The organism is Paenibacillus sp. UMB4589-SE434, assembly GCF_030226685.1.
In the GTDB taxonomy this organism is placed as follows: domain Bacteria; phylum Bacillota; class Bacilli; order Paenibacillales; family Paenibacillaceae; genus Paenibacillus_B.
Map to the genome: position 1 here is coordinate 133,812 of NZ_JASOYK010000003.1, position 25,961 is coordinate 159,772.

The 25,961-nt window shown below is 46.1% G+C and carries 21 protein-coding genes; 15 read left to right on the forward strand and 6 right to left on the reverse strand.

Translation table 11 applies throughout. The annotated features are described in order from the left end of the window. Positions 1-28: 28 nt before the first annotated feature. From abc-f to QP775_RS13250, 3 genes are all read right to left on the reverse strand, one after another. Positions 29-2,065 carry a ribosomal protection-like ABC-F family protein gene (abc-f, locus tag QP775_RS13240; protein ID WP_285106637.1) on the reverse strand — a complete coding sequence of 679 codons (2,037 nt, stop codon included), beginning with the start codon at positions 2,063-2,065 and terminating at the stop codon, positions 29-31. Positions 2,066-2,172: 107 nt separating this feature from the next. After that, positions 2,173-2,331, reverse strand: a complete 159-nt coding sequence (locus QP775_RS13245; RefSeq protein WP_285106640.1) for an RAxF-45 family protein — start codon at positions 2,329-2,331, stop codon at positions 2,173-2,175. Positions 2,332-2,566: 235 nt separating this feature from the next. Next, positions 2,567-2,944 carry a hypothetical protein gene (locus QP775_RS13250; RefSeq protein WP_285106642.1) on the reverse strand — a complete coding sequence of 126 codons (378 nt, stop codon included), beginning with the start codon at positions 2,942-2,944 and terminating at the stop codon, positions 2,567-2,569. Positions 2,945-3,368: 424 nt separating this feature from the next. On the opposite strand from QP775_RS13250, the gene QP775_RS13255 reads away from it, so the two are divergent. The 3 genes from QP775_RS13255 to QP775_RS13265 all read left to right on the forward strand — a co-directional run bounded on the left by QP775_RS13255 (position 3,369) and on the right by QP775_RS13265 (position 6,661). Further along, entirely contained in the window at positions 3,369-4,367 is a 999-nt protein-coding gene (locus QP775_RS13255) for a Gfo/Idh/MocA family protein (RefSeq protein ID WP_285106643.1), read from the forward strand. A 125-nt stretch (positions 4,368-4,492) separates the two neighbouring features. Continuing rightward, positions 4,493-5,470, forward strand: a complete 978-nt coding sequence (locus QP775_RS13260; RefSeq protein WP_285106645.1) for a helix-turn-helix transcriptional regulator — start codon at positions 4,493-4,495, stop codon at positions 5,468-5,470. A gap of 186 nt (positions 5,471-5,656) precedes the next feature. After that, positions 5,657-6,661, forward strand: a complete 1,005-nt coding sequence (locus QP775_RS13265) for an ABC transporter substrate-binding protein (RefSeq protein WP_285106647.1) — start codon at positions 5,657-5,659, stop codon at positions 6,659-6,661. A gap of 156 nt (positions 6,662-6,817) precedes the next feature. On the opposite strand, the gene bluB is transcribed toward QP775_RS13265, so the two are convergent. Both bluB and QP775_RS13275 read right to left on the reverse strand, forming a co-directional pair. Continuing rightward, complete coding sequence (bluB, locus tag QP775_RS13270) at positions 6,818-7,480, reverse strand: 5,6-dimethylbenzimidazole synthase (protein WP_239330719.1); 663 nt, start codon at positions 7,478-7,480, stop codon at positions 6,818-6,820. A 299-nt stretch (positions 7,481-7,779) separates the two neighbouring features. Further along, positions 7,780-9,912: an acyltransferase family protein gene (locus QP775_RS13275; protein WP_285106649.1), complete on the reverse strand. Its 2,133-nt coding sequence runs from the start codon at positions 9,910-9,912 to the stop codon at positions 7,780-7,782. A gap of 419 nt (positions 9,913-10,331) precedes the next feature. Between QP775_RS13275 and QP775_RS13280 the strand changes: the two genes are divergently transcribed. From QP775_RS13280 to QP775_RS13290, 3 genes are all read left to right on the forward strand, one after another. Then, positions 10,332-12,785 (forward strand): glycosyl hydrolase family 18 protein, encoded by a 2,454-nt coding sequence (locus QP775_RS13280; protein ID WP_285106651.1) that lies wholly within the window; start codon positions 10,332-10,334, stop codon positions 12,783-12,785. Positions 12,786-13,108: 323 nt separating this feature from the next. Then, entirely contained in the window at positions 13,109-15,013 is a 1,905-nt protein-coding gene (locus tag QP775_RS13285) for an S-layer homology domain-containing protein (RefSeq protein WP_285106653.1), read from the forward strand. A 128-nt stretch (positions 15,014-15,141) separates the two neighbouring features. After that, a complete protein-coding gene (locus QP775_RS13290) occupies positions 15,142-16,071 on the forward strand; it encodes a manganese-dependent inorganic pyrophosphatase (protein WP_239330529.1) in 930 nt (309 codons plus the stop codon). A gap of 174 nt (positions 16,072-16,245) precedes the next feature. Here QP775_RS13290 and QP775_RS13295 read toward each other — a convergent pair whose 3' ends face one another. Next, on the reverse strand, positions 16,246-16,575 hold the full coding sequence (locus QP775_RS13295; protein ID WP_285106657.1) for a helix-turn-helix domain-containing protein: 330 nt from the start codon (positions 16,573-16,575) through the stop codon (positions 16,246-16,248). Between the two features lie 373 nt (positions 16,576-16,948). Between QP775_RS13295 and QP775_RS13300 the strand changes: the two genes are divergently transcribed. From QP775_RS13300 to QP775_RS13340, 9 genes are read left to right on the forward strand one after another with little or no spacing between them, the layout of a single operon-like run. Continuing rightward, positions 16,949-18,001, forward strand: coding sequence for an SAF domain-containing protein (locus QP775_RS13300; protein WP_285106659.1), 1,053 nt, complete (start codon positions 16,949-16,951; stop codon positions 17,999-18,001). Next, a complete protein-coding gene (locus tag QP775_RS13305) occupies positions 17,998-18,720 on the forward strand; it encodes a hypothetical protein (RefSeq protein WP_285106661.1) in 723 nt (240 codons plus the stop codon). The genes QP775_RS13300 and QP775_RS13305 overlap by 4 nt, the downstream gene beginning before the upstream one ends. Beyond that, positions 18,695-19,537 carry a chromosome partitioning protein ParA gene (locus QP775_RS13310; protein ID WP_239330521.1) on the forward strand — a complete coding sequence of 281 codons (843 nt, stop codon included), beginning with the start codon at positions 18,695-18,697 and terminating at the stop codon, positions 19,535-19,537. The genes QP775_RS13305 and QP775_RS13310 overlap by 26 nt, the downstream gene beginning before the upstream one ends. After that, complete coding sequence (locus tag QP775_RS13315) at positions 19,538-21,430, forward strand: ATPase, T2SS/T4P/T4SS family (protein WP_239330519.1); 1,893 nt, start codon at positions 19,538-19,540, stop codon at positions 21,428-21,430. It begins immediately after the preceding gene. Further along, positions 21,420-23,486 carry a hypothetical protein gene (locus QP775_RS13320; RefSeq protein ID WP_285106666.1) on the forward strand — a complete coding sequence of 689 codons (2,067 nt, stop codon included), beginning with the start codon at positions 21,420-21,422 and terminating at the stop codon, positions 23,484-23,486. Before QP775_RS13315 ends, QP775_RS13320 begins: the two co-directional genes overlap by 11 nt. Before the next feature lie 16 nt (positions 23,487-23,502). Continuing rightward, a complete protein-coding gene (locus tag QP775_RS13325; protein ID WP_285106668.1) occupies positions 23,503-23,982 on the forward strand; it encodes an ABC transporter permease in 480 nt (159 codons plus the stop codon). A gap of 5 nt (positions 23,983-23,987) precedes the next feature. Further along, entirely contained in the window at positions 23,988-24,374 is a 387-nt protein-coding gene (locus QP775_RS13330; protein WP_285106670.1) for a hypothetical protein, read from the forward strand. A gap of 13 nt (positions 24,375-24,387) precedes the next feature. Continuing rightward, on the forward strand, positions 24,388-24,939 hold the full coding sequence (locus QP775_RS13335) for a hypothetical protein (RefSeq protein WP_239330507.1): 552 nt from the start codon (positions 24,388-24,390) through the stop codon (positions 24,937-24,939). Then, positions 24,926-25,906, forward strand: coding sequence for a hypothetical protein (locus QP775_RS13340; RefSeq protein ID WP_285106673.1), 981 nt, complete (start codon positions 24,926-24,928; stop codon positions 25,904-25,906). Before QP775_RS13335 ends, QP775_RS13340 begins: the two co-directional genes overlap by 14 nt. Positions 25,907-25,961: the final 55 nt, after the last annotated feature.

Consider the following 25,961-nt stretch of genomic DNA (forward strand, 5'->3'; position numbering starts at 1 on the left):
CAGCCATATAGCTGCTCGACCTTTGCATTTATTGTTCCTCTAATGCATGCATCCACTGCTCATACAACGGTTCTAGATGAGCTTGCATCATTTCGCGCTCGTTGTGAAGAGCCGCAAGCTTACCCGCATCCGAAGCGAGGGTGGGGTTCAGCATCGCTTCGTCCAGCTCACGCAACGACTGCTCCAGGGAGTGGATGTTCGCCTCTAATTGAGTTGCGTCCACCTTACGGGAGCGATTGCTGCCTACTGACTTCGTTTCCGTATAGGAAGGCATATCGTCATTTTTGTTCATTTCTCGCGCACGAGCAGAATCATTGGCAGCTTTAGCACTGCTATTGTTAATCCCATAGGTGCGCTGCTGCGAATGCGGTGTACGTGCGTTTTCCACTCGGTTGTAACCTGACGGCTCACTATTGCTGCTGCCAGGGTAATGCTGGTGCACATTCAGTTCATGCTTTGCCTTGTAATCCTCGTAGTTGCCGTGCACAGTCACCAACTTGCCTTGCTCCAGCGACCATATTTTCTTCGCTAACCGATTCATAAAGTAGCGGTCATGTGATACGGCGAGCAGTGTTCCTGGGAAATCTTCGAGTGCTTCTTCCAATGCTTCTCGCGAATCGATGTCCAAGTGGTTGGTCGGCTCATCCAGTACAAGGAGGTTCGGCTGCCGATGCATAAGCAGCGCAAAACGGAGCCGACTCCATTCACCGCCAGACAGATTGCGTACCTTCTTAAAGACATCTGAGCCGCAGAAGAGGAAGCTGGCAAGGCGGCCTCGCGCTTCGCCTTCTTCTATACCAACTTCGGTGCGATAGTAAGACAGCACGGTAGCGTTCTCCTCTTCGGGTGCACTCTCCTGCGCCAAGTAACCAATATCAACACGAGAGCCAAGGCGAATTTCACCTTCATCGGGACTCTCCATTCCCAAAATGCATTTGAGCAGCGTGCTTTTGCCTGACCCGTTATTTCCAATTAGTGCCACCTGTTCGCCATAACACAGCAGCTCACTGGCATTTCTGAATAACACACGGTCTTCATAACCTTTGCCAACACCGTCCAGCGTTAATACTTGCACGCCAGATCTATCGCGCTGCTGCAAATTCAGCTCGATAGACTTCCGCTCTAATATCGGACGTTTTAACTTGGTCATCCGATCAAGTGCTTTTTGCATGGAGGCGGCTCGGCGGTGAAATTTCGATGCATCGGCACGGTTGCCCCATTCGATCAACTGCTTAATTGCCTCCTGCATTTGTTTGATCTTCTTTTTCTGTTCTTGATAATCCGCGAATTGTTGAAGAAGACGAGCTTCCTTTTCCTGCTGGAATCCAGAGTAATTAGTATGATAAGTGAAGGCTTCGCCATCCTCAAGCTCAATGATCTTGGTGACTACCCGATCAAGAAAATACCGATCATGCGAGATGATGATAACAGTTCCCGCGTAAGATTGGAGAAACTGCTCCAACCAGTCAATTGCCATCATATCCAGGTGATTGGTCGGTTCGTCCAGCAGCAGCAGCTCTGGTGATGCAAGCAGCATCGCGGCCAGTCCGATCTTGGTTTTCTCCCCGCCTGATAAAGAGCGGAACGGACGCATGAATTGGGATTCAGGGATACGCAAACCACCTGTTACTTTACCAATCCGAGCTTCAATTTCATAGCCTCCGGCTCTTTCAAAACGCTCTTGCAGCTCTCCATATTGCTGCAGCTTCTGCTCTAACATGCCACTGCCTTGACTGGGATCAGCCATCTGCTGCTCCAGTTCACGCATGCTCGCCATCCACTGCATCGGCTCATGGAAAGCTTGATTCAGCACGTCACTAACGGTGTCGTGTTCACCACATTGAGGAACTTGCTCCAGATAGCCGATTCTCGTACCTTTACGAATAGAGAGCTGTCCAGCGTCAGGCTTTTCGCTGCCATTCAAGAGATGAAGCAGTGTTGTTTTGCCCGAGCCGTTGCGGCCGATAAGCCCCACACGTTCGAACTCGTTTATTTCGCAGGTGACATCCAGCAGAATAGACTGGGCGCCAAACCCCTTTTGGATTTGTTGGCATTGAATCATCATTTATATCTTCCTCTCTGATGACCCAAGCTGTCGCTGCCTGCTTGAGGATAATACAAAAAGACCGCAAGGACATGTCCTCGCGGCCTTCGGATTGTAAAATTTGTCCGTTAAGGCAGTGACAGGATGGTCATTTCGCTAAAATGTGATATTCGGTTCGAATTGCTGAAAATGGACACACGTATCCCGTTCATAATGGAATCATGGAAAATTCCTAGCAATTGCGAACGAAGCGCACTCAATAGCTCAGCCATTACATTTAATTGCATCCTGTCACACCTCCCTCTAATAAATATATAGCTACACGTTACCATAGACTGGATAATAAATCAAGAACTCGGGACTAATACCGACTTCTTCACGTATCATCAGATGTGCAGTACGTTATTCGCATGCACACAAAAAAAAGCGCCACCTTAATTGCGCAAGTTGTCTTGTTTATCATCTGTTATTTTTAAAGCAGATAGATTATATAAGTGATCTAATTTATGCAATAGAGACTTACTAGTCCTCTTGTTCCACAAGCTTAACAGTAGCTTGAGGCTTGATGCCGAATGCAGAACCATCCAACGCCTTGATGTTAAGTTGCAGATCGTGCATATAAGTTTGAATCGTCTGCAAGAGCTTATGCTTGATTTCTTTCATAATGTCTTGCACATGATCTGTCGTACAAAATACCGAGCAGGTTAGTGAGCCATTTACATAGTGTTTGGATTCCTCGATAATTTGATTCATTTTTTCTTTAAAGATACGTTTGACGACTGGACCTTCCTCTGACTTTATTTCATAGTAACGATTGGTTTCGATTAAGAGCTTCCACTCCGAAATGTCGAAGTCTAGCTTGTCCTTATGCAAGGACCCTGTAATTTTAACAATTTTCATATCAGACTGACTCACTTTATGAATACCCTCTTTACCCAATAATAATTTAATGGTATAAATTTTTTCTTTCAAGCGTATAACCGTAAACAATTAGATAAAGATTTTATCATAATTTAGCAAGCTTACAATAGATAAAGATGAATTTCAGCAAATACAGGGATATTGTCACCTATTTGTAGCAGAAACTTTAGGTATATTTTAGAATTGAAAGAAATAATAACAAATATTATTCCCGTTCAAGCTCTGATTCTTGCCGGATGTTAATATTTAACTACGCTAACAAATGCAATTACAGTATGATTTAGGGGGTGAAAGCCGTTTGTTTGAGGAAAACACAGCAGTAAAGACAACAGGCTGTATTCAAAGAAGTTGTATTCCTTATCTGGGATTCAGGAAGTCTATTTAAGAGAGGCAGGGAAAATGGATGACAGTACCTAAAATTAAAATGGCCATCGTGGGATTGGGTCATATGGGACATTATATGATTCGCTTGGTTCAAAATGTGGAGTACAACCAGCATATTGCGTTAATCGCGATCTGTGAGTCCAATGAGCAGTCTCGGCGAGAGTGCCAAGAGCAGTATCCTGAGTTGGAATACTTTGCTGATTACGAAACTTTGCTAGCGGAATCGGATCTAGACTTGCTTTACGTGGCAGTACCACCAGCCTATCATCACGACGTGGTGATGGCTGCACTGGAGAAGCGGATTCACGTCTTCTGTGAAAAGCCTCTTGCTAATAGTTTGGAAGAGGCAAAGCGTATGCTGGATAAGGCGAAGGAAGCGAACGTTGTGCATGCCATCCATTTCTCGCTTCCCCATGAACCGACAATGCGTACACTCAAGCAGAAGTTGGATAACGATCAAATTGGCGTCATTCGCAAAATTGAGCTTGTCTGGCGATTCCCAAGCTGGCCGCGGAGTTGGCAGCACAATTCGTGGATCTCATCCCGAAAGCAAGGTGGATTTGTGTTGGAAGTGGGCGTGCATTGGATTCATGTCATTCAAAAATTATTCGGAAAAGTCACTCATGTCCAGAGCGAATTGGAACTGTCAGAACAAGCAGATTGCTGTGAGATCGGTGTGGAAGCCAAGCTTCGATTGGCTGACGGGACACCTGTATCCATCAACGGTATGGCAGGATTTGCAGGTGAAGAACGGGTATCAATGATTGTCCACGGGACAAGCGGTACACTTGCTATCGAGAACTGGGCGCAGCTGCTGGAAGGAGAGATCGGGCAGCCGCTTCAATTAGGTGTAATAAATGAAGAGACAGATCATGCGGTATTCCATTATGTGCTGCAGGCAATCAAAGGCAATATGTCCCCATTATTTGACTTCCAGGACGGATATGATGCTCAAGTAGTGCTGGAGGCACTGCGCCATCCGGCATCTGCGGATTGGGTAGATATACGAGAGGCATAATTGCAGCTAGGAAGCACATTGATTGCTGGAGCTCCTTATTTTATAATAGCTATAATGTTGAGAATTGTTCTCAATTATGAAATGTGAAATAAGGAAATCCAATATGGCAGCAGAGGTACACGTTAATGGCAAGTACAGGATATCATGATATTTACACGCAATATTGGCGAGGTCTCCAACTGCAGCCTCAACTCCACCTTGCTGACAGTTCCATGACACTTTGTAATCCTGTAGGAGCGGGAGTTATTCGACGTCTGTCGACAAATACGAAGTTGGAAATTGTACATTCGGATTACCGTCTATCCCGATTGCAGGATGTATATGTAACATCTGAAGCGGCGATGGTGGAGCTGAGTATCTGTTTACAGGGAGCAGGCCAGGTCAATGTGTCGGGGGAACGGCACGACATATGTGAAGGAACTTGTTATTTACACTTTATGAAGCAGTTTGATGCAGTGTTTGAATACGATAATCGAGTACCTATGCGTTCATTAGCTATCGGTATCCCTCTTGTGGAGTTCAACCGGCTCATGGGTGAGGGAACGGCTGGACGGACTATGGACTTTGATCGGATAATCGGATCACAATCTTTCCGCAAGTTTGAACTGCCGATGAATACAGCCGCCGCCCATATCGTCCGTCAGATGCTTGAATGTCCATATGAGAAAGCTGTACGCAGAATGTATTTGGAAGGCAAAGCTTTGGAGCTGCTGGCTAACTACATGCATACCTTTCTATTCGACAGTGAGGAGCATACTGCTGCTGCAAAGTTGAGCAAGCGGGACATGGATAAGGTGAAGGAAGCCGCTCAAGTGCTGCTCTATCATATGGAAAGTCCACCTTCGCTGCTGGAACTGGCACGAATTGTTGGACTGAATGATTTTAAGCTTAAACTTGGCTTCAAAGAGTGCTTTGGAACGTCCGCATATCGTTACTTGCGTGATAAGCGATTGGAACAAGCCATGAACTTACTAAGGAAAGGCGATGTTAATGTAACACAAGCGGCGGGATTTGTAGGGTACGCCAATTTGAGTCATTTCACAGCCATATTCCGCGGGAAGTTCGGGCTTAATCCTTCCGAGGTGCTGCGTCAGCGCAGATAGACGGACGACTATAATAACAACAGTTTAACGCCACACATTTATGTGCTGGCGTTATTGCTGTGTATATAATCCGCCAATTAATCCGCTATACGGTATTGTTATCCGCTCCCCATTAGATATATCGGGTGAAGAGGCGTAAGATGACACTTATGTAAATGAGAATGGTTATCACAGGAGGGGTATTGGATGAAGTTTGGTAGAGCAGGGGTTGTATGGATGACGACAATTATACTGACGATCTCACTGTTTGGCTGCAGTGCGGAGTCGGAGTCATCAAAGGGGCAGAATGACAATCCAACGAGCGGCGTGGCTGCATCTGGAGAGACGAGTGGACAGGTAAGCACTTCGACACGTGTGATCCAGGATGCTAAAGGAGAAGTTAAAATTCCACTTCATCCACAGCGAATCGCTGACATTTCTGGCTCAACAGAAGAACTGCTGATTTTGGGACACAAGCCTATCTTAACGGGCAACACAGATATGGGCGATCCTAAGCAGGTGACACCTATTTTGCAGGAAAAGCTTGGTACAGATGTTCAGATCGGCGGCTGGTTTCAGACGCCTGTGAATATCGAAGCGATTGCCGCAGCAGATCCAGATCTAATCTTGGCAGGGCCAACACAGAGCGAACTGTACGAGGAATTGCAAAAGATTGCTCCGACTGTACGGGTGCCTTATGGATTTAATGCTTTTCGTGAGCGATTTGCTTTTGTGTCAAAGGCATTGGATAAAGAGCAAGCGATGAGTGACTGGCTCAAACAATACGATAACCGAGTGGAGCAGCTTCGCAGCCAGATTAAAAATGTGACAAAGGAAGCGACGTTTGCGGTGATTGAACCGACGGCAAAAGAAATACGGATTTATTCCAGCACAGGAGTGGCAGAGTTGTTATTTGAAGATCTATTGCTGCCTAAAGCGCCAGGCACACCTGATCCCGACGGCTGGGGCGGCAAGGTGACAAGCCTTGAAGGGCTGTCCACGCTTAATCCGGATCATATTGTCCTAATGTCCGATAATGAGCATAACGTATTAGAAGACAGCAAGCTTTGGACGGGACTTAAGGCGGTCAAAAGTGGATATGTATATCGACTGACGACACGGCAAAATTATAATGAGGCCTTTACGGCGCTTGGCAAGCAGGCGGTATTGGAGCAGGTGGCTGGACAGATATTACATCGAGCGCAGCCCTAGCTAGCTGAGCTCGAATAGTGGAGTTGTAATGAACCTTGTACAGGGACTGTGCTGAGACGTGAATGGATCGCGGTGAGACAGTCCCTGTAGGTTCGTAATTAGGGTCACTTGGTCTTAAACGGGTCACTCATTTGATCAATATGGAATGACATGCGTTTATTCCAAGCTGGTTGGCTGTCCCCATTTGGTATCGTAAATTAATTTATTTAACTCTCTTCTTTTCTCCCAATTATATGCCTCAAGCAGCGGACGTTCTGGATAATCTTCCGTATAACCGATCGAAATGAGCGCTGTTGGATCAATATGAAGCGGGATGTTTAAAATGCGGCGAATGTCGGGCTTCTTGTAGAAGCTGACCCATCCCATAGCCAAGCCCTCAGCATAAGCGGCCAGCCACATGTTTTGGATGGCGCAACTGACGGACATAATATCAGTTTCAGGAATCGAGTTGCGACCAAGCACGTGATCGCCTCCGCGCGAAGGATCGCAGGTGATGCATACGGTTACCGGAGCCTCCAATATACCCTGGATTTTGATCTCCATAAATTTGGTGTCGCGATCGGTACCCTCATAGTGGATTGCCAAGGCACGGCGCTCACGGTCCACAACTTCGGCCAGCTTTGCTTTTGTTTCGTCATCCTTAATCACAATAAAGTTCCAAGGTTGCATAAAGCCTACGGAAGGTCCGTGATGGGCGGCTTCCAGCAGTTTCACCAACAGATCATCAGACACGGGCTGCTTTAAGAAAGTACGGATATCTCTGCGGTTGTATATGGCTTTGTAAACGCCTTCTTTTTCTTGGTCAGACAGTCTATTCATCGTCATGCGTCATACTCCTCTTCTTGTGAATGTGGTAGAGCTTATACACTGATCCAATTAACATACATCCATTATACCGCACAAGTTACTTGTGCTGCGAACGTCACGGCACAATCACAAATCTTGGGAAGAGCATCTAAATAGAGAGCAGCCGAAGACTAGGCCAAAGCAAATGCTGCAATTACTGGACAATACTGGCCTGAGGCATCTGCTGCTGCTTGGTGTTCTATAATTAGAAATAGGGCCTGCCATATATGGTATGGACAGCCCCTATGATGGATTGTTCAACAAGTAATTTGCTATTCTTCACTGCCTGTTGTTTTTTCTAGCGCTGCTTCGGTAGAAGCTGACTCCATTTGAGTGGAGAGCTTCGCCTTCGGTGCCTTATTATCCTCTGCAGATACGACATTCTCTTGTAACGAATAGTAATCTGCCTCAGGCTTTGACACCGACTTAACTGCTTGAGCCAGCAACGAGGCGTATGCTTTAGCTCCTTTGGGACGTAAATGTGTCGCGTCAGGTTCAAAATAGGCGTCTTTATTGGCGCTCGCGCTGTACCAATCGACTAAAGTAATGTTCGGATGAGTAGCCGCAGAATTGGCCAAGTTATCGTTAACTTGACTTTCCCACTTACGCGGCACACGTATATTTACGAGTATGATCTGATCAACGCCTTCAAGAGAGGCGATCAGCGTATCAAGCTGTTTCTTACTAAATACACCATTAGTGCCCAGGGCGATAATGACACAATCACCGAGCTTCCCTTCGTGCTTTAGCGAGCTGAGCACATCATCAGCAGCAGACATCTGTCTGCCAATCTTAGCATTTACAAGGGTTCCAGGGAGCAGCTTAGTCAGATCGGCAGCTACATCCAGCATCACCGAATCCCCAATTGCACTCACCGACCAGCGTTGTTTTTCATCGATAGTCCCATTTGGGACGGATCGAATTAGATGCTCGCTAACAGGTTTATTTCTATAGGTACCCTCTGCAGTAGGCGAATTGGTTTTATTCGAGCCTGCAGGGTCAGATTTATGACCTAGAGTTGAGGTTTTGTCGAGCTGCGCGGATGTATTAGCTGACTTGCCTTTACGCTCTACCTGAGCTTCCTGTGCGTGCTTGCCAGACGCTGCATCTGGCACCTGACGTTTAGGCTGCACTGTTGCAGCGTGATCGGCCGATTCCTTTTTGTCCTGCTCAGCAATGGCAGCCTTGACCTGAGACAGATCACTCATCCCGACAAAGAAGAGCGCAAGCAGCAGGACACAGCAGACAGAAGCCATCCACTGCTTCCATGAGAGCAGGCGCCAAGACCATTTGCTCACCCGGAATTGCTGCCACAACGTGGTAATGATGCCATTCTGAATTGGTCGTTCTATATATCGCCATGACAAGGCGGCGAGCAGCACGCTTGCAGACACCTGCACAATGGCGCGGACGGCATCGAAGCCATTCGTATTTACGACAGGACTAGTCAGCATGATGACTGGATAATGCCATAGGTAAATACCGTAAGATCGTAGACCGATCCACTTTAGCGGCTTCCAGCCTAACAGCTTGCTCAAGCGGCTTGCTGGATGGGCAAGTGCTGCAATTAAAAGTGCGCTGGCTGCCGATAACAACACAAACCCGCCACGATATAGGAAATCGTCATATTCACTTATACTCCACATCATATAAAGTATCGTTGCTAACCCTACGGCACCTGCGATATCCAGCATCCATCTCGCCTTAAATGATATATTTCCCTTAAGTCGGCGACTGGGCCAGATGATGGCAAGGGCAGCACCAATCAGCAGCGCGAATACTCGCGTGTCTGTGCCGTAATAAACACGGCTTGGATCGGCTCCCGGCTCATACAGCCAAGCCATCGCGATGGCTGAGGCGGACGCTGCTATTGTAATCCACGTTACCATCTGTCCACGCTTTGGGGCGAACTTTAACCCCACAACCAACAGGATTGGCCATACCAAATAAAATTGTCCCTCTACGGCCAGTGACCATAAGTGAAGGAAAGGCGAAGGCGGTCCAAAGCTCTCGAAGTACGATACATGATGGAAAATAAGCCACCAGTTGTTGCCGTATACGAAAGTTGACCAGATATCCCCACGCAGCGGTGCTAGCCGCGAAGGCTCAAAAACAGTTAGCCAAGCAACGCAAAGGACCAACATGACAACGAGCGCAGGAAGAAGTCTGCGAAATCTGCGTATCCAGAATGTATGCAGATCAAGGCTGCCGCGTTGCTGTTTACCAGCCAGGAGCAGGTCCGTAACCAAGTAGCCGGATAAAACAAAAAATACACCAACACCTAAAAATCCGCCTTGAGCCCAATCCAGATTCAGGTGATAGGCGATAACGGCAATGACTGCGAGCGCTCGAAGACCGTCCAGGGCAGGCATATAGCGGCTGCTGCCTTGTCGAGGCTCAGGCATAGTGAATGCCCCCTATATGTGTTTTGACAAGGTTAATTAATGACACTGATACATCTTTACTCGTGTGAGGCTTGTTGCATACCCAATTCATTTCATGATGTCCTCTCCATGTTGTGGTAAACCTCTATAACTATATCGAACTGCTTATATATGTATCGTTACAAAGCTATGTCAATTAAGACTCAATTTCGTTATATTCATAGTTTCTAGTTATGTAAAACGTAATGCCTTATGTATCATTTACGCGCGCAAGAATGGAGAAGTTGTTGTGGGGAAATATGGAAATGATAGCGTACAGCTGGTACGAAAAGCTTGATTGCTTTGGTTCTAAAATAATTTTGCTAAAGTTTTTCTAAAATCAAAAAGCACTAATATAAATGAAAGGGGTTTAACAATTAAGGATAAGGGAGGATGAAATAGTGAACAGAAATGGTTGGATCAACTTCAATATAAGTTGGAAAAGGGGGTGGTCATTTATATTAACGCTGTGCCTCTTGTTGTCTTTATTTTGGCCTTGGGCAGGAGAATCAGCTGCAGGAGCAGCGGCAGATACCAGCTATAAGTCTGTCGGGTATTATACAGACTGGGCCACCTATGATCAAAATTATCAGGTTGAGCACATCGATGCCAGTAAGCTGACGCATCTGAATTATGCATTTGCCGACATCTGTTGGAATGGCATCCACGGTAACCCGTCAAATGCACCGGATAATCCGAACAAGCAGACGTGGCCTTGTAAAAACAGCGGAGTGCCTACACAGAAAGGAACGGTTCCGAATGGAGCGATTGTACTCGGTGACCCTTGGGCAGACGTCAATAATAGCGATGGTGTCCCCCTTGAATGGGAGCTGTGCGAGAAAGGGCAGTGCGGCAACTTTTATAAGCTGAAGCAGTTGAAAGCAGCTCATCCACATTTGAAAATCTTGTTGTCCGTTGGCGGATGGTCGTGGTCCAATCGCTTCTCCGATACAGCGGCTGACCCCTCGGCACGCCAGAATTTTGCTAATTCAGCAGTAACTATTATTCGAACTTATGGATTTGACGGCATTGATATTGACTGGGAATACCCGGTTGAAGGGGGCTTAAGCGGCAATAACAGCAGGCCTGCCGACAAGCAGAATTTCACTTCACTCCTCCAAGAAACACGCAACAAGCTTAATGCGGCAGGAACTGCCGACGGACGTGCGTATCTCCTGACCATTGCAACCCGTGCTAATTCTTCTTATTTGAATACAACCGAAATTACTCAAGTAGCCAATCTTGTAGATTGGATGAATATCATGACCTACGACTTCCATGGGGATTGGGAAAAGCGGACAAACAACAATGCCCCTCTTTACAGCGATCCTCGTGATCCGGACAACAACAGCGGTTTTAACGTAGATTACGCTATTCATGCGTATAAGCAAGCTGGTGTGCCTAGCGGCAAGATTGTACTCGGGCTAGCCTTATATGGACGTGGCTGGAAAAATTGCGCTCCAGGACCTGGGCAGGACGGTCTTTACCAGAGCTGTACGCCCGACTTTAACGGTAACTATATTCCAAGGGGAACTTGGGATACATTTGAGACGGGAGCAACGGGGATGTTTGATTATGGGGATTTAAAGGCGAACTACATGAACAAGAATGGATATGCTCGTTATTGGAATGATGCTGCGAAGGTTCCGTATCTGTTTCAAGCCAGTACGGGCACTTATATCAGCTACGATGACCTGGATTCAACTAGTTACAAGACTGCTTACATGAAGAGCCAAGGGCTTGGCGGGGCAATGCTGTGGGATTTAAGTTTGGATTGTCGCACAAGTCCCAAATACCAATGTGTAGGTGAGTCGCTGCTTGGCCGTGTAGCCAGTGATCTTGGCATCGTACCTTCCGGCAGCGATCTATTGCCCCCTACTACGCCATCCAACTTGTCGGCTAGTTCGATCACAAGTGTGTCGACCAAATTATCCTGGAGTGCTTCCCAGGACAACGTTGGTGTGAGTGGCTACGATGTATACAACGGTACGGTGTTAATCGGGACAGCAAATGGCACAACATACACGGTGAGCGGCTTGTTACCAGATACAACTTACACGTTTAGTGTGAGGGCGAAAGACGCAGCAGGCAACGTATCGCCTTCTAGCAGCTCTGTGGCAGTGCAGACACTTCCGGCTTCGTCGGATACATCACCGCCCACGGCTCCCAAGACGCTAACATCCTCAAGCGTCACGGATACCAGCGTCACACTCGCTTGGAGCGGAGCGACGGACAATGTGGGCATCGCAGCCTATGAACTATACAATGGCAGCGCGCTTGCTGCAACGGTTACTGACACGACCTACACGTTAATTGGCCTGGCGCCCAATACATCGTACAGCTTTCAAGTGAAGGCGCGGGACGCAGTAGGAAATGCGTCACCGCTCAGTAAGAAGCTGACGGTTAAGACGCTTGCGCAGAATGATACACAAGCGCCAACCCCGCCAGCTAATGTCACGGCTGCAGCGCATACGGATACCACGATTACGCTTTCGTGGAGCGCTTCTGCGGACAACGTTGGCGTGACTGGATATGTAGTCACGGTAAATGGGGCTGCGGCTGCTGTGACATCGGGCACGGGTACATCATATACGTTAACAGGTCTGGCGCCGTCGACGAACTATACGATTGCGGTCGCAGCCAGAGATGGGGCAGGCAACCAGTCGGCGGGCAGCCCGGCTATTACGGTCACGACTGATCCAGTGCCAGTCGGTGGGGCATGGGCACCTAATAAGGCATATGCGGTCGGCAATGAAGTGACCTACAGCGGTGTAACGTATGTCTGCAATATTGCCCATACCTCGCTTGTAGGATGGGAGCCCCCTGCAGTCCCGGCACTTTGGAAGAAAAAGTAGACTGCCGGATAGGATGCGGCTTGGCAGGCATCTACTCCAAATTGAGAGTATGCTTGCTGCATGAATTCCCTGGAAGAAGTAAGCGCGTGACTTAAATCCTTAATTCCCTAAACCCCCTAAATAGTTTCGTGTACAGAGGCCAGCTGGGGGAAGATGCCGGCTTGGCCTCTTTTATGGCGAAAAGCTTGTCCTTAGGGTGGAATAGAGAACATCGTATTACTCGCTCCTGATTTTATCCACTAGTCGGATAGGAAATGCTCTCAGCTTATGATAGAGTGAAAGCAGATTCATATCTTATACTAGCTGCAGGAGTTGAAAGCTTGATGCGTGGTAGAAGGGATCAAATGCGGGATAGACGTTTACTTCGAATAGGTTGCGTATGTTTAAGCACCTTGCTGACAGCAGCTATAATGGTCGGCATATGGCATGGAGAGATTGCATCAGCCGTAAGTGAAGGTGATGTGCAGGTCAGTGTGGCTGCGCGCAGCAAGGAAGAAATCAGGCAGCGTTGGCTTGCCTACAAGCCGATGGCGGCAGGGAATGAGTACATGGCTGGACTTCATATTTACGAGAAAGAGCCTAAGATGACACAGCCTTATGAACCGGGCATAGTGAAGCGGGAATATATTAAAGATGGTATAAACGCCGTCAACTTTGTCCGATACTTGTCCGGATTGCCGTATGATGTGCAGCCCGAATGGGGCCTTCAGGATCAGGCACAGGCGGCAGCTTTGGTTAATGCGCTAAATAATGAGCTTACACACTATCCTTCAAGACCCGAAGGTATGGAGGAGGAACTCTTTCGACTAGGTTATAAGGGGACAACCACAAGTAATCTGTATGCCGGAAGTCCGAATTTTTATGCTAGTGTATTGGGCTACATGTCTGATAGTGATACGTCAAACATCGATCGGGTGGGCCATCGGCGCTGGATTATAAACCCTGCGATGTCTAAAACGATGTTTGGTATGGTCAATAGATCAAAGAGTGGGTTTGATTACCCTTATTCTTCTATGTATGCCTTTGATCGCAGTCGTGCGGCGTCAGAAGTCAATTATGATTATATAGCATGGCCTTCTGCGCATTATTTCCCGATTGAAATGTTTAACTCGCATGACGCTTGGTCGGTATCTTTGAATCCTGAGAAATATGATAATACCAAGCTGGATCAAGTAGAGGTTACGATTACGCGTACTGCCGACGGAAAGTCATGGACTTTAGACAAGGGACATAAGGACAAGAAGGGCAGCTACTTTAACATCAACACGGGTGGTTTTGGCATACCGTTCTGCCTTATTTTCAGACCAGAAGGACTACCCGAGTTATCTGACACTGACACCTACAACGTACATATTAAGGGGTTATTTGACCGTAAAGGAGCCCCTGTGGACATAGAGTACGAGACTGCTTTTTTTGATATGATACCAAACGCAAAGGTGTACACAGGAGATTATGTCCGCCTTACTCAAGGAGAAGGTTTTCAGATCAAATATACGTTATCTCCAGCAGATGCTGCTGCGACGGGAATGATGTTTGAGAGCAGCAATCCTAACATCGTGGCTGTGGATTCATCCGGTCGTATAAAAGCACAGCAAGTGGGTTCTGCTACAGTGACGGTGAAGTCCTATTTGCAGCCGGATACAAGCATTCGTTTTCAAGTTAATCCAGCCGATCCCAAGGACAAGGTAAGCGCCTGGGCGCTGAATGATTACAATCTCGCGAAGAACAGCGGTATCGTAGACACCAATTATGACAGAGATTATCGCAAGCCTATGGATCGATACGGTTTTGCCTTGATGGCAGTTCATGTCGCTGAGTCCAGCTTGGGGCGGCCGCTGCCTACCGGACCATCACCGTTCGAAGATACGACAGACCCATGGATAGCCAAAGCTTATCATTTTGGAATCATTAAAGGAACCTCAGCTAAAACGTTCTCCCCATGGAGCAATATATCTAGGCAGGAAGCTGCGGTACTGCTGCTTCAATTGTATTCCAAGCTTGAACAGGCGGGGGCCGTACATTCGGAGGAAAGGCCTAGCAGACAAGCGATGTTTGCCGATGACAAACGAATAGCACCGTGGGCAGCTGCAAGTGTATATGGAGCTGTCGATCGGGGGTTGCTGCAAGGTGTCGGGGGCAACAAGTTTGCGCCACTTGAGCTGTTAACGAGAGAGCAGACATTTGTCATCTTACAACAGGTGCTGTCGAAGTTGGATGAGGAAAAATAATGAAATAGAAGCACCTTATTCCTACTAAAGGCATAGGAATTAGTTCTGGTTTGCGTTATAATCTTGATTGTAATTGCTTTTGTAAGGTATACTTTTCTCGCCAAAATAATGTTTAAGGGGATAAGAGAATGGAAAAAGTACTCATTTTCGGACATAAAAATCCAGACACAGACACGATTTGCTCCGCTATTGCTTATGCGGACTTAAAGCAGCAACTTGGTTACGACGCAGAACCGGTACGTCTCGGTACCGTGAACGGCGAAACTCAATTCGCGCTGGACACGTTCCAAGCAGAAGCACCACGTCTTGTAGAGACGGTGGCTAATGAGGTCAAAGGGGTTATTCTTGTTGACCATAACGAGCGTCAGCAAAGCGTCAGCGACATTGATCAAGTTCAAGTGCTAGAGGTGATTGACCATCACCGTATCGCGAACTTTGAGACAAGCGCGCCTTTATACTATCGCGCAGAGCCTGTTGGCTGCACAGCAACTATCTTGAAGAAGCTCTATAAAGAACACGGTGTGGAGATTAAGAAGAACGTGGCTGGCTTAATGCTGTCCGCTATCATTTCGGACTCGCTGTTGTTCAAATCCCCGACATGTACGCCTGAAGACGTTGCTGCGGCTCGCGAGCTGGCAGAGATTGCTGGTGTGGATGCTGAGCAGTACGGATTGGACATGCTCAAAGCTGGTGCAGACGTTAGCAGCAAATCGATTGCAGAGCTGATCTCGCTGGACTCGAAAGAGTTCACAATGGGCAGCGCGAAGGTCGAGATTGCACAAGTAAATGTCGTAGACATTAACGATGTCTATTCCCGCCAATCAGACATTGAAGCGGCTTTGTCTGACATTATTGCGACCAAGGGCTTGGATTTGTTCGTATTTGTGGTAACTGACATTTTGAACAACGATTCTGTAGCACTTGCGCTTGGCGCTTCCGCTAACGCAGTTGAGAAAGCATACAACGTTACCTTGAGCGACAATAAAGCGCTGCTGAAGGGTGTTGTATCTCGCAAGTCACAAGTTGTTCCTGTGCTGACAGAAACATTCAAGAACTAATGTATAAGCTGGAAGAGAAGGCTGTTTCCCATTGTGGAAACAGCCTTCTCTAGCGAGAAGCACATGATCCTGCTGAGCTCCACATTCGGGTTATGGAGCAATTATATGAATAAAAGAGATGAGTTTTTAGAGTGGTCATTCCTTTTGAGAGGGGCCACTTTTTCGTATGCATTTTTATTTCGCTTTATGATGTACAAATGAATGCAGCAGCGATACAAGAGCTTCTTTTTGGGATTCATTTATTTCGTGGAACAAGCGTATGAATTCGGTTTCATTTTCTCGCAAAGAGGGAGTGTTTTCTATCATTTCTTCTACGGTTAGCAGTACACTAATGTTTATACTTAAGGCTTTACACAATTTAATTAAGGTATCGATCTGAGGTGAGCGGTTGTCGTTCTCGATGTCGCTAATCGTGGATTGTGTAACACCAGATCTTTTAGAAAGTTCTGTAGATGTGAGCCCCTGCGCATGACGGATGTTGCGAAGTTTCTCGCCAATTTTCAAAGCTCATTCCTCCTTATCGTCATTCTTCCCAACTATCCAACCGTTATAGTAATGAATCTTAAGTCGTAGTACATCAGACACCTCTGAAAAAATTATGAATGATCACTTATGTAAGTGATACCTTTATATGACAAAAAAAGTTTTGTTTCGATGAAAATATCTTTTTTTAGATATAAGCATTTACATCATATCTGAATTGGAATATTATAGGTATGTAATTCTATATTCCTAAAATGTAGTAATTGAGGTGAATCGTGTTACCTGAATTTGATCTATAATTATATTTAATAGTTCTTATGAACTATTAAAATGTAGTTCAATGATATCATTTCCAGTTTGAGTAAACAATTATCATTTTTTTAGGAGGGATGTTATGTCAATCATCCGCCAAAGAACCCGGAATTTGTTGCTTGCTGGTGGTATTGGGGCGATGATCGTACTGTTATTTGCCTGCTTCGCCATTTATTTCGGCTATCAATGGATGAAGGATTCCGAGGAAGCAAAGAGTGAAGAGTACGAGAAGCGAATCACGCTCTACGAGAAGCAGATGAAGGAGCAGCAGTCCCAGACTACGAACATTTACGTATTAAGTAAGGATATTCCTGCTGGTACCTTACTTACGGAGAAGAGCTTAACGAAAGTCAGTATTTCAAAGAAAGCTGCGCCTCAGCATCCGGTAGATATTACAGAAGCAGTTGGCAAGTATACAAAAATTTCATTGCAAATGAACACTCCTCTTTCCAAAGGAATGCTGTTTGAAGAAGGGATAACGCCTAACGATCTCAGATTACAAGAATTCTCTTTAATCAACCTTCCTATAAAGCTCAAAAAAGAAGATTTTGTCGATGTGCGTATCAAGTTTCCGACAGGACACGACTTTATTGTTCTTTCCAAAAAGAAGGTTAAAGATTTAATGAACGGTACAGTATGGCATGAAATGAACGAACAAGAAATATTGACGATGTCGAGCGCTATTGTAGATGCATACATAGAGAATGCCGAAATTTACTCCCTTACATACGTTGACCCTTACATGCAGAATCATGCAATACCTACTTACCCAGCTAATCCAAGAGTACTTGATCTGATCGAATCTGACCCCAACATTGTAAAAGTAGCATCAATGGAGTTGGAAAAGAGACTTCGAGTTCGATTGGACAAGGATCTTGCGGCCATGGATGTGACAAAACGTCACAATTTCCAGAGCAAAAAGGGACAAGCTGCTGTTCAGCAGCCATCAGACGCAACGTTGGAAAATACCTCACCATTGAAGCAAGAACAACAAGAGACAGACCACCCTTCAGTCACACCTTCAGACACCTCAGACTCGATACCCAAACAAGCTTTAAGCCAAATAGACATTTTTCATTCATCTCCTGACGGAACCAACCCTGCTGTTCCAGAACGGGAGGGAGAGAAACCATGAAGATCGTTCAATTTATAGGGGCTTCCGACAAAACGGACTTTCTGCTCTATATATGCAAGCTCATTGCGTCTAATGGTCACAAAGTGCTTCTTGTAGATGCAACACTACTTCAAGATTATGAATTTGCCTTTCCTCGTGTCGAAGGGGACTTGCAGGTTCACGAGTACGATGATTTTGATGTGATCCACGGCTGCGGCAGTGCAGCAGACGTCCAGAATTATTTTATGCAGAAAGAAGCCGATTTTAACTATGAATATATGATCATAGACAGCAATAATTCTTTGCACGTAGATGGTTGGGAGGCCGATAGACTCATTTTGTATAACACGATGGAGAATATTCATAATATTCGCAATCTAGGTATTTTGGATCAATATTTTTCCAAGTACGTGAAGGATGAGTTGGTTCTTGTTTCAAAAATAATGAACGGGGTTGTTTGCTCTATTAACGAGGAGTATATCGATAGTCTGTATGACGGATACCCGATCCAATGGGATGAGCCTACACACTATTTGATACCAGACGAACGAGATTATGCGATAAAGATTGATAACCAGTACCGAAGCGTCATCCAGCTAAAAGGCTTAACACGTACATACCGCAAAGCTTTGATAGGAGTTTTGAAAATGATATTAGAGCTTCCGGATAAAGAGGTTCACCGAATATGGAAGAAGGCGGGGAAGGTGAGGAAGTATGGGACAAGTCGCATTCTGGGGTAGTGTGCATGGGCAGGTCGGCACGACATCTAACGTTATTGCTGCAGCTTGTATGATCGGACTGGAATATTCAACTCGCACTTTAGTTGCTCAGACACAGCATACGCGCTCGACACTAGAAACGGCTTTCTCCAAATTGTCAGGAGGAGGCTCGGTAAGTAAACCGACGTTCGATGATAAAGGTCTTGATGCGCTCGATCGGATGATCCGCAGCAACAGGCTCACCTCTGAGGGGGTGAGGGACTATACGCAGCCGATAATACAAGAACGGTTGGATCTGTTAAGCGGTACGGAGAAAGCGGATGAAGCGACGTATCATGCGATGAACGATACATTACAGCCTATTTTTGACTATGCTAAACGGTACTACAACACGGTGCTTTTGGATGTCCACAGTGGCTGCGGCAATCCGGTTACGAATCAACTATTAGCACAATCGGAGCTGATTGTTGTGTGTCTGAATCAGAATGTTCAGGTGCTGGATCGTTTCTTTGCGAAAAAGGATTGGCCACAAGCACTGAACGATAAGCCCTATATGATTCTACTAGGGCAGTATGATCCGCATTCCAAATACAAATTATCCAACATTGCGAGGAAATACAATGTACGGGTTCCTATGTATACGGTGCCATATTGTACTCCTTTCCGAGATGCCTGTAATGATCGGGATGTTAGAAGCTTTTTTATGCGGATGCAGCACTCTGCCAAAGATACAGATACGACTTACTTTATGAACGAGGTGCGAAAGCTATCGAAGGCTATCTTAACGGAGATCGGAATTAATGTCAGCGTAAAAGCCATTGAAAGAGGGGTCTCGTAGATGTTTGGCTATGGGATGCTTAATTTTATTTTAATTACGCTAATTCTGTTAATGGGCATCGCTTATTTGTATCTTAAACTGTCCAAACGAACGGTTCCGGTTAGAAGCGTTGAACTACCTGACGCCGACGCTTATACAATTGATGCGATTACATCATTTGTGAAGAAGACTTTAAATGAAGTGACGGGGGCCAACCTGTACGACATGGGGTTATCTGAAGTTGAATTTGAGCGACGGCGTAATAAGCGTGCAGAGTTAAAACGTGCATTAAAGGGATGTACTACCGGTGATGTGAATGACAAGACTTACGTCAAGGAATATATCATTGATCTGCTTTATAAAGCATATGGCTTCACAGAAGCAACTGCTAATGTTGCCATTTCTTTTGATGATCCAACGCGGCTATCCGTTCAAGATCAATTCGATATTTTACTGCACCAATATAAGCAGCGATTCGGTACAAATGGCTTGAGTCGACTCATTGCAAGCCACGAACTTGATCGTCCGCGGCAATTCATTGAGAAAGGACAGACTGAATCCTATCTGATTACAGCCGAGGAAATTGCACGTATCTATCAATTGGAAGCCGAACCATTAACACTGGATGACAAGATACGAATTATTGTTCAGCGTGTGTACCAGTATTACAAAGGATTTGGCGTTATTGATGAAATTCGGGATATGGCGATAGATGGTGTATCAGGTGGGGTGTCGGGCGTTCCGTCCTCCATAAAGGATATGGAAGATGATGCATTAATGATGGAAGACATGCGAAGAGGTGCTCCATGTGGGTATGAGAGCGTGTGGATTTTTTATCGTGGAAAGTCGATTCATCTGTCCTTTCTCAGCTTTGGCAGTGATCTGGAACTGAAGCGTGTATGTCAGAACATTTATAAATATAACAATCCAGGACAATTAACAGAAAGCAATGGGTATAAAGTCAATGAGATGAAGGACGGCTCGCGGGTAGTTGTGGTCAGACCGCCATTTGCTGAATCGTGGGCATTCTTTGTGAGAAAGTTCGAGCTGCCTAACTTGAGTTTGCAAACACTGATCTCGGATGAGAATGGCGAGCTTGTCCAAGACATGATTAAGTTTTTGATGAAGGGGGCTCGTATCACTGCAGTAACAGGGTCGCAGGGTTCAGGAAAAACAACATTACTTATGGCAATGGTGCAATATATTCCGGGACCTTTAACACTGCGTATACAGGAGATGTCCTTTGAGCTCCATTTGAGAAAGTTGTTCCCGATGAGGAACATTTTGTCATTCCGGGAAACGGATCATATATCAGGTCAGCAGGGCCTTGACGTACAGAAGAAGACGGACGGCTCAGTAAATATCCTGGGGGAAGTGGCTACCGATCCTGTAGCTGCATGGATGATTCAGATGGGACAGGTCGCCAGCTTATTTACGATCTTCTCCCACCATGCAAAGACGTTCAAAGATCTCATATGGTCACTTCGCAACTCTTTGTTGAAGACAGGGGTTTTCCAGAATGAGCGTATTGCTGAACAGCAAGTTGCGAGCGTCATTAATTTTGATATTCATCTGGTCAAAAGGCAGGACGGACATCGATATATCGAGCGAATTACGGAGTGTATCCCAATAGAGGAACATGATCCTTATCCGGCTCAATGGCAGCAAGAGACAAGCCTGGAAGGCAAGTTGGACCGATTTATGGACGCTTCTGCAGAGTTTTTCCGACGAAGTACGGATCGAAAGCCATTTACTTACCGCAATGTGATCGAATATAGGGATGGCCATTATGAAGCTGTATTCCCGATAACGGATCACAACAAACGTGAAATGCTATTCCACATGAATAAAGCTGACGGTGAGGCATTTAAACGATTTGTCGCTGATCATTGGAGGGATGGCCATGTCGATTAACGGATGGCTGGTCGTGCTCGTAAGCATATCATTGTCTCTGCTCTTCTTATGTGTCTATACACTACTGGGCCGGAAGCAGAAGCATCGGTATGAGACCAAAGGGATGATGGAAGATTTCTTCCCCTCGCACAAACGAAAGTTGGCGCTGCGGAACTTCTATCTTCGCGCTTATGTTTTGTGTCTAAGGTTTCCTGGCCTGCATGGATATACGCTGAAAATTAGACGGCGTTTAGAAACGATTCACGCTTACGATGAATATACGATGCGTAAGCAAACGATGAAAATTGTCTTTCTTACGTTAGGCATTACTTGGAGTATCGTCGTTGTGTTAGCCGTTGTAACGCAGGATATCGTGTTTATGTTGTGGGTCATCCTGGGTGCATTAATTATGAACGGCTTGCTTATTGACCTGTTTATCAATCGGCTGGAAGATCGTCTGCTCAGGCACTTTGTTCATTATCTGGGCGATGTTCGTCATGAGTATCAGCAGCACCGAATGGTGGATGAAGCCATCTACGATGCAGCTCAAGCTGCATCCTATGAAGCACAGATGCATGCAGAACGCATTCACGATATGCTAACAGCCAAGAATCCAGCCACTAAGCTGGGGCGTTATTATGATGTGGCTCCGAACCAATATTTGAAAGCTTTCGCCGGAATCTCACATCTTGTCATGGAACACGGCGATCGCATGATCGCTAAAGGCTCGATGTACCTGAATGCTGTCAGCAAGCTGGTTCAGGAGATGAACTTCGACCTGCTGCGCAGAGAAAAACTCAATTATTTGCTTAAGGGATTAACGGGGGTTGCTATCGCGCCTATTTTCTTTACAGTCCCACTGGAGAACTGGGCAAGAACTTACTTTCCTGCTATCCAGCAGTTCTATGACAGCAAGTTGGGTATAGTGATGAAGATTATGGTATATGCGGTCATTGTCGTAGCCTACGTGCTCATCCGCAAAATGTTGGAAAACGATGAAGGCCATTATATCGCCAAGGCACCCGGAGTTATATGGGAAAAGAAGCTGTATGGTTGGAGGCCCATTCGTGCTCTGATTAAAAAGTTGGTACCAGGCGCACACACACGAGAGCATTTCAGTCTAGTTCTGCTATTGAAACAGGCAAATTCACGCTTAACGCTGGAGTGGCTGACGCTGCGCAGAATCGTTTTTGGTACTTTGTTGTTTGCCGCTACCGTTATTTTGTCTTTCTACCTTCACATTTACAGCTCGTATCAACTCTTACATACTCCTTATTCGTCGAGCCTCTTGTTTGGTGCGATGAACGGAGAGGATATGGAGAAGGCGCAGCAGATAACCGATTTCGATCGCAAGGTGATTGAGGCTGTGAAGCAGGAAAAGGAACACAGCAGAGATATGATTGTCCACAAAATAGGAGAATTAGCATATTCACCAATGGATACGGTGGCGTTAAATATTGCTGCAAGCCGAATCGGTGATAAATTCGAAACCTTAGAGCAGGAGTACTTCAAGTGGTGGGAACTACTGCTCGCCATAGCTGTAGGCGTGGTCGGTTATTCGGTTCCGATATGGGTGCTGCAGTTCCAGCGGCGCCTACGGGCGATGGACATGCAGAATGAGGTCGATCAGTTCCATGCCATCATTTTAATACTGTCCGAATTTGAGCGGATGTCTGTGGAACAGATATTGGAATGGATGGAGCGATTTGCGATCATTTTTAGGCCATCCTTGCAATCCTGTCTTCTGCATTATGATAGCGGTGCTACCGCATCTCTCGAACAGCTGAAAGAGGATTCGCCATTTGTACCTTTTGTCCGTATCGTGGAGCGGCTGCTGAACGCAGTCGAGAAGATTCCGATCAAGGAGGCGTTCGACGACCTGGAGCTGGAGCAAGAGTATTACAAAGAGAAGAAGAAAGAACATCATGAGCGGGTGATCAGCCAGAAGGTCAGCTGGGGGAATATGATCGGCTTTGCGCCGATGTATGTATTGGTTTTCCTGTATCTGGTGCTGCCGCTCCTTTATATGAGCGTCATGCAGATGGACGACTTTGTTAACCAAATTCAAAAGGTGTAAAGGAGAAGGATGAAGCATGAGTAATGCACAAAGAGCGCTGTTGGTGGCAGCGGGACTATTTTTGACGATTGCCTTGATTACACTAGTGGTAAATTTGTTTACATCGGCACAAGATGCCTCCAAAGAGGCACAAAGTAAGTTCTCGGATCTGCAGACGGAGCTATCACAGACAGAATTCAGCATTTATGACAATACAACGCTTTCTGGCAGTCAGGTGTTAAATACAATTCGAAAATACATGAAGAAGGATCAGTTTGGCGTGCAAGTTACGACCGCAAAAACGGCCGGATCAGCTGGTAACACCTCAACATTTTATGGGAATCAGTTTACGGATAAAGGCGAAATCAATAATCCCCTAGATCGTAACGATAAGTTGGATACAGCTTTAGACGAAACATTAAATTCATATATTAATCCCTCTGGAAAATTTAAGGGGACGGTCATTCGGGATGGAAACAATGTCGTTCGTGGAATTCAATTTCAACAAGCACCTTAGTAGTTATGGACAATTCATTTTACAAAATGCTTATATTTAGTGCTGCCTTCATCTTGTTTCTCGGGGCGCTAACAGCTTGCATCATGCTAGTAAGAGACATGGAACAGGCAGTACAAGCTACTCATAATCAGGCTAAGCAGTTTGATAAAAATACGATGGTTGGAAACGAAGACAATTCGAATGAGACGTATTCGGGGACGCAGGTGCTGCAAACAGTAGCCTTAATCCGGTCCATCGGCGTTGAGATTGAGCTAGGGGGCGTTACGTTTCACCCCGATCTTGACCTTCATACGACCGATTTGTCAATGATTCAAGTGCGGAGCACCTATCGGTCGGAGTATGTCCGAGGTACGGACGGCGGCTTGCAGCGCATTCGCTTTGTACGGCTGTAAGGAGAAATGACAAATGAACGCAATCTCTAAATTATTTGCCATTCTGATCGCAGTGTTGTTGCTGTACGTATACCCAGCATCTGAAGCGTCAGAGCGTCAGGATGACTTGTCTGCATTAGTGGCGCACGGGGCTGCCGTTCAGTTCGTAGATGCGGTGCGCAGCAAAGGCTATATCACTCCGACGATGTATAACGAATTTGAGCGTACGTTAGCGTCAACTGGCAACCTGTATGACGTGGAACTTGAGCATCTGCACAAGAAATACGATCCGGTGTATACGAATCCGACAGATCCGGGCACGTTCCAGAATGAGTTCGAGGTACATTACGACGGGTTCTACTCGGCAGAGGTAAAGGCGATTTTGTTCCCAGATAATACGTGGGACCAGAGAGATAGTAGGCGGCGGTACAAACTAACAGCCGGAGACTTTTTTACCGTTAAGGTCGCAAACCGCAACCGGACGCAAGGCACTTTGATTCGGGATTGGCTCAACGGCTCCAACACTGGTAACGCGGCTGTGATTACGGCAAATTACGGGGGCATGGTATTAAATGAAGATTACTAATCTTGCCCTTATTTTTGTCTTAATCGTTGTTCCTATGTTCCTCATTATGGGCTTTCGGATTGACGATCAGAAGACCGTGAATCGTCTAGAACTGCAGTATGACGCTGCTCTCCGCACGGCAGCACAGGATGCTGCCAAGATGCTCAGCTTGAATGAGAAGCAAGACTTCGAAGTGCAGTATCAATCGCTCAAATATTTTCGGGCTAACAAGGAAATGGCTGTGGACACCTTTTTTAAGACGTTGGTGTTGAACTTTCGTCTGAAGGAAGATCCGATTGGACAAGGCGTACTAAAGGCTTATATTCCGGCGATCGTGATTGTTGATTATGACGGGTATTATACGTATGCGGTTGAGGAATATCGTAATGCAAGAGGGGTGCTTGAAGCCAAACATGTGTTCAGCCCGAAGAAACCTTACGCTTATAGTGACTCAGTAGGCCGCAGCTATGCGTTTACGCTGGACGACTATGTACGCGTCTACGATCCTACTTTACGTACTTGGTACGAGGGTTATCGAGCTGATCTAAGTACTAGTGTAAGCGTTGACTTATTGCAACAAGCAGACACTTTCGAGCAGGTACGGCAGCGGGTTATTGTGGATACTATTCAGCAAGACCTCGCACGTGTTATCAATAAGCACAATCAATATGTGACTCGGTATGGCATTACTTATATGTTCTCACTTCCGTCCATCTCCCAAGAGGAATGGAACAACACGATTAACGACATCGGCATGATTGCATTTTTGCAGGGCATTCCGGTTGGCGATCAAGCGTATAACAATTATGCACTGGGCGGGGGCAGACTGGTCCGCAAGCCTGTCATTTATGGCGTTCAAGAGAACGGCATTAAGTATTATTATCGGAGCGATTGCGCATTTACGGCGACGATTGAGGAGACCTTTGTAAACGAGAAGGAAGCAGCGGCACACGGATATTATCCGAAGCGCTGTTTGAATGTTCCATAAGTTGCGTCAGATCGTATCTGGGATTGGGGTGTAAGGCATTGAAGCAACAGCAGCG

What these genes read in the sequence shown, in the direction of transcription:
- QP775_RS13335 (WP_239330507.1), top strand. Translation starts at nt 24,388, where the DNA reads ATGAACGCAATCTCTAAATTATTTGCCATTCTGATCGCAGTGTTGTTG.
- QP775_RS13310 (WP_239330521.1), top strand. Translation starts at nt 18,695, where the DNA reads ATGGGACAAGTCGCATTCTGGGGTAGTGTGCATGGGCAGGTCGGCACG.
- QP775_RS13315 (WP_239330519.1), top strand. Translation starts at nt 19,538, where the DNA reads ATGTTTGGCTATGGGATGCTTAATTTTATTTTAATTACGCTAATTCTG.
- QP775_RS13330 (WP_285106670.1), top strand. Translation starts at nt 23,988, where the DNA reads ATGGACAATTCATTTTACAAAATGCTTATATTTAGTGCTGCCTTCATC.
- QP775_RS13260 (WP_285106645.1), top strand. Translation starts at nt 4,493, where the DNA reads ATGGCAAGTACAGGATATCATGATATTTACACGCAATATTGGCGAGGT.
- QP775_RS13245 (WP_285106640.1), bottom strand. Translation starts at nt 2,331, where the DNA reads ATGCAATTAAATGTAATGGCTGAGCTATTGAGTGCGCTTCGTTCGCAA.
- bluB (WP_239330719.1), bottom strand. Translation starts at nt 7,480, where the DNA reads ATGAATAGACTGTCTGACCAAGAAAAAGAAGGCGTTTACAAAGCCATA.
- QP775_RS13250 (WP_285106642.1), bottom strand. Translation starts at nt 2,944, where the DNA reads ATGAAAATTGTTAAAATTACAGGGTCCTTGCATAAGGACAAGCTAGAC.
- QP775_RS13255 (WP_285106643.1), top strand. Translation starts at nt 3,369, where the DNA reads ATGACAGTACCTAAAATTAAAATGGCCATCGTGGGATTGGGTCATATG.
- abc-f (WP_285106637.1), bottom strand. Translation starts at nt 2,065, where the DNA reads ATGATGATTCAATGCCAACAAATCCAAAAGGGGTTTGGCGCCCAGTCT.
- QP775_RS13340 (WP_285106673.1), top strand. Translation starts at nt 24,926, where the DNA reads ATGAAGATTACTAATCTTGCCCTTATTTTTGTCTTAATCGTTGTTCCT.
- QP775_RS13265 (WP_285106647.1), top strand. Translation starts at nt 5,657, where the DNA reads ATGAAGTTTGGTAGAGCAGGGGTTGTATGGATGACGACAATTATACTG.
- QP775_RS13325 (WP_285106668.1), top strand. Translation starts at nt 23,503, where the DNA reads ATGAGTAATGCACAAAGAGCGCTGTTGGTGGCAGCGGGACTATTTTTG.
- QP775_RS13275 (WP_285106649.1), bottom strand. Translation starts at nt 9,912, where the DNA reads ATGCCTGAGCCTCGACAAGGCAGCAGCCGCTATATGCCTGCCCTGGAC.
- QP775_RS13305 (WP_285106661.1), top strand. Translation starts at nt 17,998, where the DNA reads ATGAAGATCGTTCAATTTATAGGGGCTTCCGACAAAACGGACTTTCTG.
- QP775_RS13290 (WP_239330529.1), top strand. Translation starts at nt 15,142, where the DNA reads ATGGAAAAAGTACTCATTTTCGGACATAAAAATCCAGACACAGACACG.
- QP775_RS13300 (WP_285106659.1), top strand. Translation starts at nt 16,949, where the DNA reads ATGTCAATCATCCGCCAAAGAACCCGGAATTTGTTGCTTGCTGGTGGT.
- QP775_RS13320 (WP_285106666.1), top strand. Translation starts at nt 21,420, where the DNA reads ATGTCGATTAACGGATGGCTGGTCGTGCTCGTAAGCATATCATTGTCT.
- QP775_RS13285 (WP_285106653.1), top strand. Translation starts at nt 13,109, where the DNA reads ATGCGTGGTAGAAGGGATCAAATGCGGGATAGACGTTTACTTCGAATA.